Origin of the sequence: Bradyrhizobium sp. (assembly GCF_019244115.1) — a bacterium.
Taxonomy (GTDB): Bacteria; Pseudomonadota; Alphaproteobacteria; order Rhizobiales; family Xanthobacteraceae; genus Bradyrhizobium.
In genome coordinates this window covers 1-17,710 of the sequence record NZ_JAFATE010000674.1, presented here as the reverse complement: position 1 = coordinate 17,710, position 17,710 = coordinate 1, and the positions used below count along the sequence as shown (strand labels likewise).

The window sequence follows — 17,710 nt, the reverse complement described above, 5'->3', positions numbered from 1 at the left end:
CTGCAGGGTGATGTTGGTCCCCGCGGAGACGACGACGTTCGCCGTAGCACCAGTCCACCCGTCGCTCACGGAATCGATCGTATAGGAACCGAAGCCGCCGCTGGTGAGCAAGGCGACCGGCAGCGTCGATGCCACACCTCCGATGCGAATGCCCGAGGTTTCTCCGGCCTGCAGCGTTCCGCCGATCCGTATGGTGTCGACGCCGCTCAGCGTCAGGCTGCCGTTGCTTTCGAAGCCATAGCCGCGCAACGCGCCGTCGAGCTGAAGCACGGCGACGTGACCGGACGTCGGTTGTCGCAGGTCGTTACCATTGACGTCGTTCGTCCAGATTCCCTGATAAAGCGAGAGCGAAATGCTGCCAGCCTTGCCGGCCATTACGCCGGACGACGTGGTCTTCGGCTTGCCCAGCGGGGAGATGTAGCCGCCGCTCGAAACGTCAAGCAGGCTGCCCTTGGCCAGTATGACACTTCCTGTTCTATCAACAAGCTTTCCATCACTTGTCTTGCGGGTCGTGATCGAGATAGTGCCGCCATTGATGAATGCGGGACCAGCCATATCGGAACCAAAGCGGCCGGTGTCATTGACGAAGCGCCCGCTGACGTCGAGCGCGCCTTCGACGAAGACGCTTTCGACAATTGCCTTGCTGGACGGATCGAGCGGCTCCTTGAATAAGCCGCTGCCAAACTTGCCGCCCACGGTGGGATGATCGGTCGTCAGACTGATCGAGCCGCCCGCGGCCGATACCGTGCCCGCGATGTCGATCGCGCCGCCCGCCACAACGGAAAAGCTGCCGCCGGCGGCGAGGTTGAGCGTGCTATCGCTGGAAACGACGAGATCGTTGGAGGCGATCGAGAGCGAGCTCAAGCCGTAGCCCGAGAGCGTATCGGCGGACAGAAGCGTCGTGCTTGCGCTCGTCGTGATGTAGTCGGTCGAAGGCGCCGGCCCGATCTGCACGCTCGACGGTGTCGTCAGCGACAGCGAGCCCTGGTTCGGCAGTTGCCCGTTGGCGATCTGGCGTTGGCCGCCGACCGAGCCGAAATACATCGTGCCCAGGAGTGACGGGTTGACCGTCGTCACGGTTACGCTGCCGGCCGGCTGGCCATCGGTATAGCCGGGCGAGAAGGTCTGCGTTCCCGTGGACCAGGTCTCCTTGATGCCCCAGTGCGAGTGGTCGACCGTGAACTGGCCGGCGATCCCCTCATAGGTCATGTTCGGATCGGCATTGGCCATGCCGTAGATGCGGCCATCGATGCCGAGCAGCCGCGTGGTCGGCACCATGCCGGGCAGGAAATTGACGCTGCCGCCGGCGACGTTGATGACCGAGCCGGCGGTCTGCACCCGGCCGCCGCCGCTGTTGGTGTTGAGATCGGTCTGCAGAGTGACGCTGCCGCCCTTCGTCATCAGCTGGTAGATGCTGCGGCCGACCGCGGACACATAACCGCTGGCGTCCGCGAGCGGCGTGCCGACCCAGCTCGTGCCGTCGCTGCGGATGCCGGAGGCGCGGATATCGATCCACAGCGTCTGGCCGTAGAGCGGGCCGCCGAGCGGCGGCCGCTGCAGCGGCATGTCGGCGAATTCCGCGCGCGGCGCGAACGAGACGAAGTTGTAGGTCGCCGGCAGCGTTACGTTCTCCAGACCGGAGACGTCGATCGTCGCGCCGGGCGAAAGCTGCACGGTTTGCGGCAGGGAGGTGGCGCTGCTTAGCGTATCGACGCCGTTCTGGCCCTGGTTGAAAAGATGATCTTGGGCGCCGGCCTCATTGGTTACAGTCGTGAGGTAGAGATTGGGATTGCTCAAGGAGATCGCGCGCAGTGACACGTTTGCCGATGGCGCCGAGATCAGCCCGCTGGATCCGACGGTCACCGTGTTCTGAGCGCTCATCTCGATGTAAGCCGGCTTGAAACTCTGTACCGTGCTGCCGCTGGAGCCGCCGGTCGGCAGCGGCGAGGCGCCGTCGTCGAAGGGAAGGCTCGTGATCACGCCGTTCATGGTGACGCTGGTTGCGCCGCGCAACATCACGAAACTGTTGCGGTCGATCGCGGTGTCGGCCGAGATCACGCCGGGATTATTGACGGCGATTTTGTCGCCATTCATGACGACGATGCCACCGGGGGACTCGATCAGGCCGTCATGAGTGACCGCGCCAGTCCCCGACAGATAGGGACGGCCATCGTTGCTGGTGCCGGTGCCCGGATATCCGTTGCTGGCGTAACTCGATGCAAATGGGGAGATGGTGAACTCAGTGCCACGAAATTGCAGCGGATTGCCCGAGGAGTCCGTCCCGAGCACGGCGGTCGGCAGCACCGAATAGCCGTTCGGCACGAGGTCGATGATTCGCCCCGCGACCATGCCGACCTCGCCAGTCGGCGCACTGATCCAGCCATGATTAAGGACATTGGCGCCGAACAGATAGACATTTCCGGGGGAACCGGTCGAAACAAGATCGCTCCTGACATTTGCGGTGATCGACGCACCGCGCTCCACGACGATATTGCCCGCCACGGCGTTGGACGTCGCGGAGCCCTGGGTCGCCGGATCGTAGAACGAGAAGGAATTGAGATTGGTGATGCCGGTGTTGAGGAAATAGGAATCACGCGTCGGCAGGTCGGTGCCCAGCTTGCCGATGTCGAGGCTCGAGGCCACCAGCGTGTTGACATTGACCTGCGAGCCGGCGCCGAAAATGATGCCGTTGTTGTTGATGATGTAGACGGAGCCAAGCGCGTTCACATGCCCGAGAATCTGGGTCGGTGATGTCGAGTTGGTCACGCGGTTGAACGCGATCCAATTGGACTGCTGCTGGTTGAAGTTGACCGTGGTGTTGGCGCCGACATTGAACGTGTTCCAGTAGAGCAGCGCCTTCGGCTGGTTCTGCTGGATGTCGACCTCGACCTGCGAGCCGTTGCTGGTCTGCGTCGGCGCGCCGGCGCCGATCCATTTGCTCGGGTCCGCCTTGATCCCGGCCATCGGGTCGGCATTGGTGCCGCCAAGCGGCATCAGCCCGCCGGTGATCACGCCGTTCGGCACCGAGGAGGCCTGCGCTGCCGCGGCGCCGTCGAGCTGTAGCTTGCGCGCCGCCGCGAGCGCGGCCGCTGCGCGCGCGAGCGATGCCTGGGCCTGCGCCGCCGCGCCGGCCGCCTGCTGGGCGGCCGCGATCGCCGCCTGCTGCGCCGCGGCCGTTGCCGCGATTGGGCCGGTCGAGTTGAGGTTGCGCGCCCTGCCCGCGTTGCTCGCGAGCATGATCGCGAGCACGCTGACGCCGCCGAGCAGGGCCGCGTGAACCTTGCGGCTGATGCCCACGCTCCAAACCTCGTCATGCCCCGCGGTCATGTCCCTCCGCGAACCGCGGAATGCCACCGGGACCAGCCAATATCGCAGTCGCATGCCGAGTTTCCATCTGACGTGCTCGGTACGATCCGGCAGATCGGCTGCACTGGTCCGAAAAGGAGCGGGAGACTGGCAATCAGACATGATGCAACCTGTTCTTGCGCGCGGGACACGGGGCATCCCGTCCGTTCGCGCGGTCAATACCTGCGTTACGGATTTACCTTTCGTTTACTAACATTTATGTGTCAGATCTGTATCGTCGAACGTGACCGCGAGGCCGCGGGAGATCGGCCAGGCGTCAAATAACGTAGCCTTCACTTCGACTTATCAGCAGATTCACATCGGCGTTCGGCTACGCCCGTTTTTATGATATCGACGTTAACGCACGGGTCTGCGCGGCAACACAACCGATGTGACACGCAAATCCGCGAGGGTACGCGCGATTCCGCCGCCCGCTAGGGGCGGCGCCCGTAGCGGAACGGATTGAGCGGCGTTGGCGTCGCGTTCGGCCCGGGCGGCTGCACCACGAGCATTGGCCGGCTCTGCCCTGCCCCCGGCAGCGCGGCTGTCATCGGCCCCGCGCCATTGCCCGGCAGGGACGCGTTGGCGGGAGGTGATGGCATCGGCGGACGCGGCGCTGCGGGCGGCAGGCCTGCGACTGGCGCGGCAGCGGATTTCAAATCCGGCGGCGGCAGATCGAGGACGGCGCTGTCCAGCCCCTTGGCTAGTTCCACCTGGTGCGGCCGGACCATGCGCAGCACCCAGCCGCGATGATTCTCGCCCGCCTTCAGACGCACGATGCTCTTGTCGGCGGTGTTGAGGAACAGGCCGATGCCGCCGCCCTCGCCGCCCGCGACGGTGCCGACCAGCGAGAGCGGCGGCCTTTCCGGCTCGATCGGCTTTGGCTGAGGCGCGACAATCGCAGCGGGTTTCATGCTCGAGAGCAGAGGGCGTGGACGCCGCGTCTGCGAAAACACCGGCCGGTTGCGCGTTTCGGTCAAGCGACTGAACGGGACAGCCCAGAGCGGATTTGCGGCTGGCTCGGGGGTCGTCGCGGCCGCGGTCGGGGCAGCAGCGGTCGGTACGGTGACGGTCGGCGCTGCCGAGGTCGGCGCTGCGGACGTCGGCGCCGCCGCAGGACGCGGCTCAGATCTGGAATCGGGCCTTGCGGGCGCGCCTTGAAACGGTTTTGCCGTGGCGCCCGGCTCGGCGCCCTGACGCAGGCTGTCAGCCTTTGCTTCGAACAGGTCCTCGCCGGGATCGACGATCTGCGGGGCGGTCGCAAGTGCCTCGACATTGCCGATCACGACGAGCGCGATCAGCAGAACCCACGCGCGCATCGACATGATCCGGGACCGCCTTTCGCCCGTTCGCTCATTCAGCACGAGCAGCCGACCACGGGTCCCAGCCTGCGCCGACCGAACGATAACACATCACATAATGCCCTTGGTATACTCTTTGGTGCTGATATTGTGAAGCGGGTGCGCAATGTTGTCGATCACATAACGTGGAAAGTGCACCCGGCGAAGCCGGGTGCACAGCGTTGTCTCGATCGCAATCAGGCGAAAGCCCGATCCGGATCAGTAGGCGCCGGCGAGCGTGGTGCAGCCGCCGTTGCCGTTCTGGGCCGGGCCGTGGGCCGGGTCGTTCAGCAGGTTGTAGATTTCGGTCGTCCACGCGCCCGGGACTTCGGCAAAGCCGTTGTCATGCAGGATGTTGTGGGCGTCCTGGCTGCCGTAGAGAAAGTCCAGCCAGGTCCGGAACCAGATGAAGCCGTTGTTGCCATTGGCGTGGTTCTGGTAGCACTGATACATTTCGACCCAGGTGAAGCCGGCGAGCGGGTAGGAGCCCGGCACGACCGGATTCGGCACCACGCCCTGCAGGCTCCACGCCAGCGGATTGATGCGGGTGGCGTCGGAGAACTGCGGAACGGCTGAACCCATTGCAATTTGCGCACCCTGCCAGCTCGGCGGCTGGAACTGGCCGGTGCCGGCGGTGATGTCCCACTGCGACTGGATGTTCGCAGTCGGCTTGCCACCGGTCTTGACCGGCAGCCAGAAGTCAGCCGAAGCGTAGCCGATCGCGCCGTTGGTCGAGGAGACGAGCGCGACGAGGCTGCCGCTGCCGGAGGCGTTGGCGAAGTGACCGCCGCCCGGATTGGCAACCGCGGTGCCGCACTGGTCGGTCGGGAATTGATCCGGCCAGTTCAGCTGGTTGGCGCCGTGAGCCACCGGACGCGGGCAGCTGCCGGCATGGTCCGTCCACGGCAGCGCGTAGGACACGATCGTCGAGTCGCTTTCGCTGTTTGGGCCGATCTCGAACTGGCACTGCGTCGCCAGCGCGTTGGAGAACAGGAAAGTGGTGCCGCTGCCATCCTGACGATGGACAAGGGTGATGTTGCCCGTGCCGAGCGCGCCGCCATTGAGCGCGGTCAGGATCGCGTTGTTCCACTGCGTGATGTGGCCGGAGACGATGCCGCACACCGCGGTGCGCGACAGGTTGAGACCGCTGCTGCCCGTGGCGGTCGAGCCGTCGGGGAAGGTCACGGTCGGCGCGGCGGGCAGGATGTTGAGGGCGGCGCCGGTGCCGTCCGTGCCGTTGAACCCGAGCGCGACGGGCCCGATCAGCGCCGGAATTTGGACCAGATTACCGAAGGTCGCAGGATTGCCAGCAGCATTCCACGCGGCCATGTCGGCCGAGTTGATGATGTCGTCGCTGCCCGCGAACTGGACGCCATCATAGTCGGCGGTCGAGTTGACGCCGATGGTGGAGTCCGTATAGGCGACCGAGTTCGACGGCGTGCCGATATTGGCCTTGTTGTTGGTGCGCAGCACCAGCTTGCCATTGCCCGAGCCGGTCGGAGCGTAGAGAATCTCGCCACCGAAACCGCTGCCGTTGCCGCCGGAGAACGGGCAGCTCTTCGCGATCGCGAGCGGGCCCGGACGGCCAGCGCTGCCCTGCGCCTGATTGTACAAGCAGTCCATCAACTGCCGATAGGCAATCTGAGGAAAGGTGGCACCGGCACCGTACGCGACCGATCCCGCTTGCGCGCCATCGGAAGCGACGCCGATACAGGCGAACGCGGCCGAGCCCATGAGCACTGCTTTTAGATTCCGCATATCAAGAACCTCCTAATTGTATGCGTTTGACGACTCCCCCACACCGGAGTCGCGCGAACCCTACGCGCGCTATGTGAGCCTTTCGTTGTTGTTTTGTGAATTATGTTAATGTTACCACATAGCGCGCGCACGACTTATGATAAGAACGGATGGATGCTGGAATTTGTCCAGCGAAATCAGGGACCGCTCCCGACCGCCCATTCACTGCCATGGATAAGAGATATCGCGATACATAACACGTCCGCGATAAACAGGCCGCGGGTCCCTCGATCGCGCGGTTCCCCGCGCCGGCGCAGCGCGATCGACGCCGATCGTCGAGAGCCGCCGTCGATCCGGCCGCACCGGCCGTCACCGACTTGTCTTTTTGACATCACACGGCCGTAACGATCACTTCGTTAAGAACGATATGACATCAGTGTGCGATATGCGTACTTAACGTTATCGACTTTGCCGTCCCCCAGCCCGATCGCTCTGAGAACTCCTGGCCAGCCAATAACCAATGAGACTTCCTGTGATGAACGTCGCGCCTGCCCCCCTGCCTCGTCCGATCAACGCCATGCGCAGCGCAATGGCCATCTGCCTCGGCGTAATGCTGGGGACGGCTGGGCCAGCCTTTAGCCAAGCGGCCAACGCCGATCCCGTCGTCGCCATCGTCAATGGAACGCAGATTCATGAGAGCGACGTGCAATTGGTGGACGAAATCATCGGCCGCAACCTCCCGAGCCAGGACAGGGTCGAACGGCGCGCTTCCATCCTGAAAATGGTGATCGACACGACCCTGCTCGCCCAAGTGGCGAATGAGCGGAAGATCATCGACGATGCCGACATTCAGCGCCGCATCACTTTCGCGCGCAATCAAGGGCTCATGAACCACCTGTTGATGGTCGTCGGCCAGCAGGCAGTCACCGACGACGCCATTCGCAAGGCATACGAGGACGTGGTGTTGAAGCCGGCGCAGAACGAGGTCGAGCTGCATCTTCGTCACCTGGTCTTTCTGTTCAGGGACCCGAGGGATGACGCCGCAGTCAAGGCCGCGGAAGACAAGGCCGAGAAGGCGCTGGCGAGGGTCAAGGCCGGCGAAGACTTCGCAGCCGTCGTTGCCGACGTGTCCGAGGATCCGGTGACCAAGGCCAAGGGCGGCGATTTCGGCTGGCGAACCAGGCCCGAGATGGGAAAAGAGTATGCCGAGGCTGCGTTCGCGATGAAAAACGGCGACGTCTCGCCGCTGATCAAGACGGCCGTTGGCTGGCACATCATCCAGCTCGAGGATCAGCGCGTCCGCAAGCCGGTGGAACTCGATAAGATCAAGGACAGGGTTGCGGCGATGGTCGCGAATACGGCCCAATTCGAACTGGTGAAAAAGACCCGCGAAACGGCAAAGATCGAGCTGATGGACAGGGCAGACGGTCCCAAAGCGGCCCCGCAGGGTCAATAGCGCCATGCCGCGGCCGAAGCGTCCGATGCGGGCGTGACCACGGCAGGATTGCGGGCATGAGCCTCGCCGTGGTCATCTTGACTCACAATGAAGAGCGACACATCGCGCGCGCGATCGCCTCGGTTGCCGCCATCGCAAGCGAGATCTTCGTGGTCGACAGCTTCTCGACCGATCGAACCGTGGCGCTGGCGCGCGCACATGGCGCGACCGTGCTGCAGAGCAATTTCATCAACTATGCCCGGCAGTTCCAATGGGCGCTCGATAACGCGCCGATCACCGCTTCATGGATCATGCGCCTCGATGCCGACGAGGTGATCGAGCCGGACCTTGCCGCGCGGATACGGAGCGAACTGCCGCAGCTTTCACCTGAGATCGTCGGTGTCAGCCTCAAACGCAAGCACATCTTTCTCGGGCGCTGGATACGCCACGGCGGTCGCTACCCGCTGGTACTGCTCAGAATCTGGCGGCGCGGTCACGGCCGCATCGAGAACCGCTGGATGGACGAGCATATGATCGTCTGGGGCGGCCGTACCGTCACCTTCGACGGGGGCTTTTGCGATCACAACCTCAACGACCTGACCTTCTTCACCGACAAGCACAACAGATACGCAACGCGCGAGGCGATCGATATCATCAACCAGCGCCGGCGGCTTTTTTCCCGCGATGTCGATCTGACTGAAAAAAGCTCGCGTCAGGCGGCGATCAAGCGCTGGATCAAGGAGAGGCTCTATAACCGGATCCCCTATCAGATCAGCGTGCCGGCCTACTTCCTGTTTCGCATGTTTTTTCAGTTCGGCTTCTTGGATGGCAAGCAGGGCCTCGTGTACCACGGCCTGCAGGGCCTCTGGTACCGCTTCCTGGTCGGCGCCAAGGTCGACGAACTGGAGGCTGCCATCGCCCATCTCGACGATCCGGCGGCGGTACGCGCCGAGTTGCGTCGCCTAACCGGTCTCGCGATCGAGCCCTGAGTGCCGGATCACGATCTCACCACGAGGGGTCACCGTCATGCGCTGGAAGCACATCTTCGTTCTCGCGGCGCTGCAGTGGTCATGGATCGGCCATGCGGAGGCAGAGCCGGCGTTATTCTGGTTCAACGACCCGGTCGGCCCCGACGAGGCGGTGCTTGTCAGCGGATCGGCGCTCGACGAGGCGACGTCGGTGAGCGTCGCGCGCATCGCCGATCAAGGATCAACGTCGGCATCGGACCAGGAGACCAAGGTCGCGGTCTTGCAGGCCAATCCATTTTCCCTGAAATTCATCATTCCGAAGGAGTTTGCGCCCGGAACATATCGCTTCACGCTCACTTATGCGGGCGGGACGATTGCGGGCCGCGTTAATCTGCCGACCGTCTATTGGAGCCAAGGCAATCTCGGCGATTCCGCATCGCCTTCGGGCTGGATCAGGATGTTCGGCCGCAATATCGTGCGCCGCGCGGATCGCGCGCGGCTCCTTTTGCTGCGGAACGCAGCAAATGCGCCGGCAACGTCCGTCCCGATCAAAGGCGATCTGTGGCAGGCGAGCGCCCAGATTCCCGACGGGCTCGAACCGGGCTCCTACACATTGCGCCTCTTCAACGGCGATGGCGGCGAGGCCGAGTGGGTCGATGCTGGTACCATTGACGTTCGCGCCCGTGATCCCGGGCCGACCCAGTTCTTCGATGTTCGTGGCTATGGTGCGATCGGAGACGGCAAGGCCGATTGCACGCATGCGATCAAATCCGCCATCGACGCTGCGGCGCAGAGCGGCGGCGGCATCGTCTATTTTCCCCGCGGCCGCTACCTGGTGACTGAGTCGCTCATTGTCCCGCCGCATGTGAAGATCAAGGGCGAGCGCACCGACCTCGTCAACCTCGTCTGGCCGGACTTTGCCAGCCCGCCCGCCGCATTGCTTCAAGGCACATCGCATTTTTCGATCGAAGACGTCACGATCTACGCGTCCAATCACCTGCACGTCATCTCCGGAGGTTTTGTGCTGCGCGACGGGTTGTCGCCAGATGCCGGCGATATTGCGATCAGGCGGGTCAGGATTCGCGCGTCGGCTTTTCGCGGCCAGATGGATCTGGAGGCAATCATCCAGAGAATGCGCGATTTCCGTCGCATCTTTCCCGACGGTGGCCCCGATACGATTCGCCTCACTGGCGACCGGATCGAGGTTTCCGATTGCGATGTCCTCGGGTCCGGCACGTCTCTTCGCCTGTTCAAGGCTGCCAACGCGCTGATTTCACACAACGTCCTGAGCAACGGGCGAGACGGCAACTACATTCTGCTCGGATCTCGCAGGATCATCTTCGAAAACAACCTCGTGACCTCGGCCGATCTCCAGGCGACCGGCGGCGGAATAACCGTTCTGTCGAAATCCGTCACTGCCTCCGAAAACGTCTTTGTCGGGGGCAATACGTTCAAGGCCATCTATGGCTGGGACCGCGAAGCCATGACGACGGATGGACCAGGCGGCTACTATTTCGGTCGCGCCGAAAGCACAACGTCCCGCGAACTCGCGCTGCGCGACGCCCCCGACCCCTACCCTGCAAGCACAAGCTGGACCGGGGCTCTCGTAATGGTCGTAAATGGCCGCGGCACGGGCCAATACGCCCGCGTAGCGTCATACTCCAAGACGGCGCAAGAGCTGTCCGTCACGCTGAACCGCGCACTCCAGGTCTCGCTCGACCGCACGTCCGAAATCACTGTCGTCCAGGCACAGCAGAACTATCTCGTCGTCGACAATGCGTTCGAAGACACCGGTGTCGGCGCGCAGAGTTTCGGCAGTGCGATCGGCCATGTGATCGCAGGCAACCGATCCAACAGAACCAGCGGCTTTGCCGCGATCGGACTATCCTATGGCCATTTGCAGCCGTGCTGGCAAGTGCAGATTCTCAACAATCATATCCTTGAGGGCAACGTGTATCGGGCCGGGCCGGACCGAAACGTTTTTTCGAACGAAGCCTCGGTGTTCGTCCGCGCCAACCAGCAGGCAACCACCGCCGGCCAGCCGCCCCTCGTACAAGCGGTCATCGTGCGGGGAAATCAGCTCGATCAAGATGCCCATATCAGAATAGAAGGCTTTTCGGCGGCATCGCCCGGCATCCGCGATATCGTCGTCGAGGCGAACAGCATCGGGCCGTCGCGCGTCGGCCTAGTGATCGACCGCGGTGTTGCCTCCTACCTCGCCCGTCGCAACGTCCAGGCCGCCCGTATCGTCAAATGACATTTTTGTCCGCGAGGCGGCTTCACTCGGCCGGCTTTGCGACCTGCTCGCCCCTGGCCAGCAGCCGCCTGAGAAGCTCCCTCGCGGGCGCATCATAGATGCGGTCGACCAGCACGCAGAGCCCGAACATCAGGCCCACATATACGATCCCGATCCACGGCGCCATGGACTGCGGCCTGACCGGTGATGCGACGATCAGGAAGCCGAGCAGGATCTGATACAACGGCTTGTGCAAGGCATAAACGGCGTACGAGGCCCCGCCGAGCAAACCGAAGCTTCGCTGCAGCGTCGGCCCGGGCTCGACGGATGATGCGGTCAGCACCAGCATCGGAAACAGGAACAGGATCGTCGCAAGCGCACTCAGATTACTGTGGGGGACTCCCAGCAGGACCAGGAGTGCCGCCAAAAGCGCAACGGTTGCGAGGGACGAACGGATCTTTCCGGGCCACCGAAACCTGAAGATCAACACTCCGCAGAAGAAGCTGAACATCATCCGACTCAGCCCGAGGGCGAATGTGAACCAGGTCGAGCCGCCTTCCAGCGTGCCGTATTGCAGGATGCCGAGACCGCCGAGAACGAGCGCGGAGACACCGACCAGCACGGCCAGGCTTTCGGATCGGCGCAACGACCTCGCCAGCAGCGCGTACAGACAATTGACCACGATCTCGAAGAAGATCGTCCATAGCACCGGATTGAACGGATAGAGAAAGCCATCCGCGCCGCCCGCAGGCATCGGCAGCATCACCAGCGAAAGCGGCAGGCTGATCGCGAACAGGCCGGCCGACCAGTCGACCGACAGACCGTTGCCCCCGAATTTCATCGCCATGAGTGCCACCGGCACACCGAACAGGGTGCCCAGGAGATAAAGCGGATAAAGCCTGATCAGGCGGATGCGAAGGAAGCTCAGCGCGGTCATGCCGGCCTGCAGCTTCGGCTCATAGGCCGCCGCCAGTACAAAGCCACTTAGCACGAAGAACAGGTCGACGGCGAGAAAGCTATCGGAGAGGTGCCACTGGTTGAAGAAATGCGGCGTGTGCAGGATCACGATGCTCAGGGCGGCAACGCCCCTCAATCCGTCCAGGGTTCGATACTGACGCCGCTCCGTCGCAGCGCTCGCGGCCGCTCGGCCAGAGATGACGGCCTGCGCGACCAGAGTCATGGCTTCTGCCTCAATGCGAACCCGGACCAAGGCTTTGTCCGACCCGCACCCGCCTTTAACACATATCGCGTGACAGTGATGTGATGTCTGCCAACCCGAACCTTGCACTAACGTTCATATCGTTATCAACCCGATGATGACGTTGCGTATGAGGTGAGACCAGCCCCCGCTTCTCCGGAAGTCCTTTGAACGACCAGCGCAAGTCACTGACTTGATATGTTTCGTTGTTAACGAAAGCTGATCTCGCAACGAGTGCAACCTGCAAGTTCGCCTTCACTGACCGACAAGCGCCAAAGGACTGGATCCATGACCGCCATTCTGGGCCTTAACATCAACCACCCGGATGCGTCCGCCGCCCTCATCCTGGATGGAAGGGTCGTCGCCGCGGTAGCCGAGGAGCGCTTCGGATCGCGCCTCAAGCATGATCCCTCCTTCCCGCAGCATGCGATCAGGTCCGTTTTGTCGATCGGCGGGATTGCCGCATCGGAACTGGATTTCATCGCCGTCGCGCGCGACGCCGCCCAAAGCCGCACGGCCCGGATCTCCTATGCGCTACGACATCCACTGACCGGCGCCATGGCCGCCCTGGAGCATTTGAGGCGGGCACGCGCCGATCTCGGGATCGGCGAACAGGTCGCGCTGGCCTGCGGCCTGGCTCCGGACGCTCTGAAGGCGAAGACCATCAATGTCGAGCATCACCTGTCGCACATCGCGAGTTCCTACTATTGCTCTCCGTTCGAAAGTGTCACGGCCGGATTCTCTTATGACGGCAGCGGCGATTTCGTCAGCGCGATGGCGGCGCGTTGCGAGGGCACACGCATCGAGATCCTCGATCGCGTGCATCTGCCGGACAGCGTTGGCTTCTTCTACACTGCCTGCTGCCAGTTCATCGGCTTCGACCAGTTCGGCGAGGAGTACAAGGTGATGGGGCTCGCCCCCTACGGCAGCAACAGCTTCGCCGAGGTCATGAGCGAGTTGATCGCGACGGCGGACCACGAATGGTTCAAATTGCGCAAGGGCTTTTTCGGTATGCATCGTGGTGGTCATGGCACGGCCCTCGACGAACAGGGCCGCGTAAAAATGCTCCGCCTCTACACCGACAAGTGGCGCGACAGGCTCGGATCGCCGCGCAAGCCCGGTGAGGCGCTTACGGAGAGCCACAAGGATATTGCACGCTCCTGCCAGGCTCGATTTGAGGAAGTCGCTCTGCATTGCTTCGCGAGGCTGCATGGCCTCGTGCCCAGCAGTCAGGTCGCCTATGCCGGAGGGTGCGCGCTCAACGGCGTCATGAACGCCCGCCTGCTGCGGGATACGCCGTTCCAGCGCGCCTACATGCAGCCGGCGTCGTCGGACGACGGGCTTTGCATCGGTGCCGGTCTGTGGACCTGGCACAATGTGGCGGGCGGACGTGAACGCTTTCACATGAAGCACGCCTATTGGGGGCCGGAGTATCCCGATGATCGCATGCGCCGCGCCGCTGAGGGGGCGCAAACCCCGATGCGAGCCATGCCGATCGCGGTCATCCCAGGGGTGGTCGCTTCACTGCTGCATGCGGGGCTCGTGGTCGGCTGGTACCAGGGTCGCTCGGAATGGGGCCCCCGCGCACTCGGCAACCGCTCCATCCTGGCCGACCCGACGCGGCCGGAAATGAAGGACGTGATCAACGCAAAGATCAAACGGCGTGAAAGCTTCCGCCCCTTTGCACCCTCGGTGCTGCAGAAGGCCGTGGCGACCTATTTCGAGCAGGACGTCTTCAGCCCTTTCATGATGCATGTGGTGAAGGTCAGACCCGAATGGCGCGAGCGATTGCCCGCGATCACCCATGTCGACGGAACCGGCCGCTTGCAGAGCATCGATCGGGATACAAACCCGCTTTACTATGAGCTCATCGAATGCTTCGGGCGACTGTCCGGGATTCCAATCGTGCTGAACACGAGTTTCAACGAGAACGAACCCATTGTGGATACGCCGGACCAGGCGATGAACTGCTTCCTCAGGACCGGGCTCGACGCGCTTTGCCTTGGCCGGTATCTGCTGGTGAAGCCCGAGCACGAGGCCAGGCTCGCTGCGGCCTGCGCGTCCGAGGCTGAAGACGCCCTGCTCCCTTGAGCCGGGGCGGCGCTTCAAATCAAAACTGAAAATAGATGAATTCGATCCGTCCGAACACGCCGAATAGCAGGACGTAATAGGTCAGGCCAACACCCGCCACGAAGGGCAGCCGCGGGCATGCGGCGAGCTCGGCGAGGCGCTGCGGCCTGAAGGCGATGAAATAGTCCGCGACAAAGAGGACGCACAACGAGACGCCAAGCATCGCCAATTCGAAGCTCGGCACGCCGAGCATCTTGAAGGTGCCGTAGGACAGCGGCCCTAAATCGGCAAAGCTCCGCAACATGGTCAGCGCGCTCGCAACGCTCGGTGCGCGAAAGAAGATCATGCCGACGGCAAAGATCGGAAGCGCCCAGATTCGCCCGAGCACATTCTCCAAGGAGCTGCCGAGATATCGCTCTGGCGCGATGGTGTGACGGACGAGCCGCTCGACGATCAGCCAGAAGCCATAATACGCGCCCCAGACGACGTAGGTCCACGCTGCGCCATGCCAGAGGCCCGAGGCCAGCCACACGATCAGGATATTGCGTGCGGTCTTGATTTCCCCTCCACGGTTGCCGCCCAGCGGAATGTACAGATAGTCGCGGAACCACGAGATCAATGAAATATGCCATCTGCGCCACATGTCGGTGACGCTGCTGGCGTAGAACGGCTGCCGGAAGTTGATCATGAGATCAAAACCCATGACGCGCGCGACGCCGCGCGCGACATCCGAATATCCGGAGAAGTCGCAGTAGAGCTGGATCGAAAAGGCGACGCCGGCGAGCAGATTGTAGGAGCCGGAATAGGCTTGCGGGTCGGCAAAGATCCCGTTGACGATCGGCGCGAGCGCATCCGCGACGCACATTTTCTTGAAAAGGCCATATCCGATCAACCACAGGCCCGGCGCGACATTCTCGAATCTCAGGCCATGGATGCTGCGGAACTGCGGAAGCATGTGCGGCGCCCGCTCGATCGGACCCGCGACGAGCTGCGGAAAAAAAGCGACGTACTGCACATAGACGATGAAATTGCGCTCCGCCTCGATCCGGCGATTGTAGACGTCGAGCGTGTAACCGATCGACTGAAACGTATAGAAGGAGATGCCGACGGGAAGGACGATGCCGAGCGCGAAATCAGGCAACTGGTAGCCGAAAAATCCGGCGAGCCCGATGACGTTCGCGATCGTGAAGTCGAGATATTTGACAGTCCCCAGGATGCCGAGGTTGACGGTGAGCGCGGTCGCCATGGCGATCTTGCGACCGGTCTCGCTGCGGGCCCCGGCCATGATGAGGCCGGTAGTAAAGTCCACCACCGTGGTCAGCGCAAGCAGCAGCGCGTAGGACGGCAGCCAGCCCATGTAGAAGATGTAGCTGCCGATCAGCAGGATGAACGGCTGCGCTCGCGACGGCAGCGAAAAGAACACCACCAGAAAAGCGGTGAAGAAGGCGAAAAATTCGAAGGAATTGAAAAGCATCAGCGGAACGCTCCGCTGCCCTTCAGGAGGCGTGCGAGATCGGCGGTATAAACCGATGCACCCTGCGGATTGGTGTGCTGAGGATCCGCGAACAGCGCCGGCGGATAGCTGAAATAGGCTGGGCCCAGCACACGAATGGGCGGCTGATCCGCGATGATCGCTGCCGGGCCGGCATCCGCCGCAGGCGCCCGGGCGAACTCACCGGTGCGATACGGCAGCGGTATCAGGAGGATTTGAAACCCATACTGCCTCGCGAGTTGCTCGAGACGGGTGCGGGTGAACGATTGTTCGGGTATCGGGCGGCTGGCCACGTGAGTCGGCTGATCAGTCGGCAACGCGTAATCGTCCGGCAGACGATCATCCTCATAATGACTCTGCGACTTGATGAAGTACCAGCCGCGCTCCTCCAGCATGCGGCTGCGCTCGATCGCGACATCGTGGATGGCTTCGATCAGCCGTTTCCTGTTCTCGAACACGAAGAGGGTTGCGTCGCGTGGCAATGTCCGGAACGGCAGCAAGACCTTGGCGATCGCCGCGTCGTTGTGCAAGGCGTCGATCAGCCCGTCCCTGTCGCGCTTGCCGTCCCACGGCAGCGTCAACAGCACATGCGTCGGGACATTGCCGGCCTCGAGCGCGGCTTTCAGGATCGGAAGGAAATGGACCTCGCCCGGCAGGCCCAGGTTGTAGGACCGGAACCCCGCCCCCATCGTTGCATCGAGTTCGCGCGGGCGCGCTGCGGTCAACGCCTTGCTGTGGCCGAAGATCATGACGCGGTAGCGATCTTGCGGATCGAACATCCTGCCTGTCACCAGGGTCTCGAATTTGCCATCCGCAATGACGACGGAGCCCGGTCGGATGAATGGCAACCCAATGTAGGCCATATCCAACGCGAGCCACACGGAAGCGAATGCAAGGACGAACGCCGCGACCGGCCTGCGCCAGTTGCCGGCGACTGCACCGGCCACTTCATCCTCGGCCAACGGCAGCGTCGCTGACGACGATCGGGACGTGAAGACCATGCACCGCCTCGTTGGGACGTCCGGCTGGAAGATAAGAAGCGGTAGCACTATCATTGCATCATTCAGCTTTCGATGACTATCAAGCAAACATTACAATTTCGCGATATGTAATCACGCATTTCGGTTTGTTATCATCTATATCACTGCCCGCATTCGGTTCGCAGACATTGAGTACGGCCGGCACATGCTGATCTCCTTCTCCGAAGCTGCTAAACTTCCTGACTGCGATCTCTGCGTCGTCGGCGCAGGGCCGATCGGGATCGCCCTGGCGCTGGCATGCGAAAGATACGGCATGTCCGTTCTGCTGATCGAATCCGGACGCGAGCAGCCGGATCCGTTCGCGATGGCGCTGAGCGCCGGGCATGTCGTCAATGTCGAGCGTCACGCGCCTGCCGAGATCGCAATCCATCGCGGGCTCGGCGGGACCTCGCGCTGGTGGGGCGGACGCTGCGTTCCCCTTGATGATGTGGATTTCGCTGGTCGACCCGACCTCGGCTGCCCGGGCTGGCCGGTTTCCCACGACGAGATCGCCGCATGGTATGAGGCCGCTGCCGCCTTCTTCGGCATCGGGCCGGCCCGTTTCACCGCGCCCGCCGGCTGCTGGGCGGAATTTGGCGACACCCGCTGCGACCAGCTCGAGCGATGGACACAAGAAAACGACCTCGGCAGGCGGCACAGGCTGCAGCTGTCGAACTCCCACCTCATCCGCGTCCTGCTCGTAGCGACGGTGACGGAATTGCATCTCTCCGAGGACGACCAAAAGGTGACCGCCCTCACCGTTGCCGACGCAAGGAGCAGGGTCTGCATCGAACCGCGCCGAGTGGCGCTTGCCTGCGGCGGTCTCGAGACGACGAGATTGCTGCTGCAGGCACAGCAGCGCCGTCCACG

At 62.8% G+C, this 17,710-nt stretch carries 10 protein-coding genes and 1 pseudogene; 5 read left to right on the top strand and 6 right to left on the bottom strand.

Features of this window, described 5'->3' with window-relative positions; all coding sequences use genetic code 11:
* The 3 genes from JOZ76_RS29310 to JOZ76_RS29300 all read right to left on the bottom strand — a co-directional run.
* Positions 1 to 3,381: filamentous hemagglutinin N-terminal domain-containing protein (locus JOZ76_RS29310; RefSeq protein ID WP_291704658.1), on the bottom strand; the 3,381-nt coding region annotated here is incomplete at its 3' end.
* 398 nt (positions 3,382 to 3,779) lie between these two features.
* Positions 3,780 to 4,664 carry a hypothetical protein gene (locus JOZ76_RS29305; RefSeq protein ID WP_291704656.1) on the bottom strand — a complete coding sequence of 295 codons (885 nt, stop codon included), beginning with the start codon at positions 4,662 to 4,664 and terminating at the stop codon, positions 3,780 to 3,782.
* A gap of 240 nt (positions 4,665 to 4,904) precedes the next feature.
* A complete protein-coding gene (locus JOZ76_RS29300; protein WP_291704654.1) occupies positions 4,905 to 6,443 on the bottom strand; it encodes a substrate-binding domain-containing protein in 1,539 nt (512 codons plus the stop codon).
* Positions 6,444 to 6,957: 514 nt separating this feature from the next.
* Here JOZ76_RS29300 and JOZ76_RS29295 point away from each other — a divergent pair.
* Genes JOZ76_RS29295 through JOZ76_RS29285 form a run of 3 tightly spaced genes read left to right on the top strand, consistent with a single transcriptional unit; the run spans position 6,958 to position 11,082 of the window.
* Positions 6,958 to 7,878 (top strand): peptidylprolyl isomerase, encoded by a 921-nt coding sequence (locus tag JOZ76_RS29295; protein ID WP_291704660.1) that lies wholly within the window; start codon positions 6,958 to 6,960, stop codon positions 7,876 to 7,878.
* A 56-nt stretch (positions 7,879 to 7,934) separates the two neighbouring features.
* A complete protein-coding gene (locus tag JOZ76_RS29290) occupies positions 7,935 to 8,846 on the top strand; it encodes a glycosyltransferase family 2 protein (protein ID WP_291704652.1) in 912 nt (303 codons plus the stop codon).
* Between the two features lie 37 nt (positions 8,847 to 8,883).
* Positions 8,884 to 11,082: a glycosyl hydrolase family 28-related protein gene (locus JOZ76_RS29285; protein WP_291704650.1), complete on the top strand. Its 2,199-nt coding sequence runs from the start codon at positions 8,884 to 8,886 to the stop codon at positions 11,080 to 11,082.
* Positions 11,083 to 11,104: 22 nt separating this feature from the next.
* Here the strand turns inward: JOZ76_RS29285 and JOZ76_RS29280 are convergent, their stop codons facing one another.
* On the bottom strand, positions 11,105 to 12,241 hold the full coding sequence (locus tag JOZ76_RS29280; protein WP_291704648.1) for an acyltransferase family protein: 1,137 nt from the start codon (positions 12,239 to 12,241) through the stop codon (positions 11,105 to 11,107).
* A gap of 306 nt (positions 12,242 to 12,547) precedes the next feature.
* On the opposite strand from JOZ76_RS29280, the gene JOZ76_RS29275 reads away from it, so the two are divergent.
* On the top strand, positions 12,548 to 14,350 hold the full coding sequence (locus JOZ76_RS29275) for a carbamoyltransferase family protein (RefSeq protein WP_291704647.1): 1,803 nt from the start codon (positions 12,548 to 12,550) through the stop codon (positions 14,348 to 14,350).
* Positions 14,351 to 14,369: 19 nt separating this feature from the next.
* Here JOZ76_RS29275 and JOZ76_RS29270 read toward each other — a convergent pair whose 3' ends face one another.
* Positions 14,370 to 15,803, bottom strand: coding sequence for an MBOAT family O-acyltransferase (locus JOZ76_RS29270; RefSeq protein WP_291704645.1), 1,434 nt, complete (start codon positions 15,801 to 15,803; stop codon positions 14,370 to 14,372).
* Positions 15,803 to 16,822 (bottom strand): hypothetical protein, encoded by a 1,020-nt coding sequence (locus tag JOZ76_RS29265; protein WP_291704642.1) that lies wholly within the window; start codon positions 16,820 to 16,822, stop codon positions 15,803 to 15,805. The genes JOZ76_RS29270 and JOZ76_RS29265 overlap by 1 nt, the downstream gene beginning before the upstream one ends.
* A gap of 292 nt (positions 16,823 to 17,114) precedes the next feature.
* On the opposite strand from JOZ76_RS29265, the pseudogene JOZ76_RS29260 reads away from it, so the two are divergent.
* Positions 17,115 to 17,710 (top strand): annotated as a pseudogene (locus JOZ76_RS29260) (hypothetical protein); the annotation flags it as partial.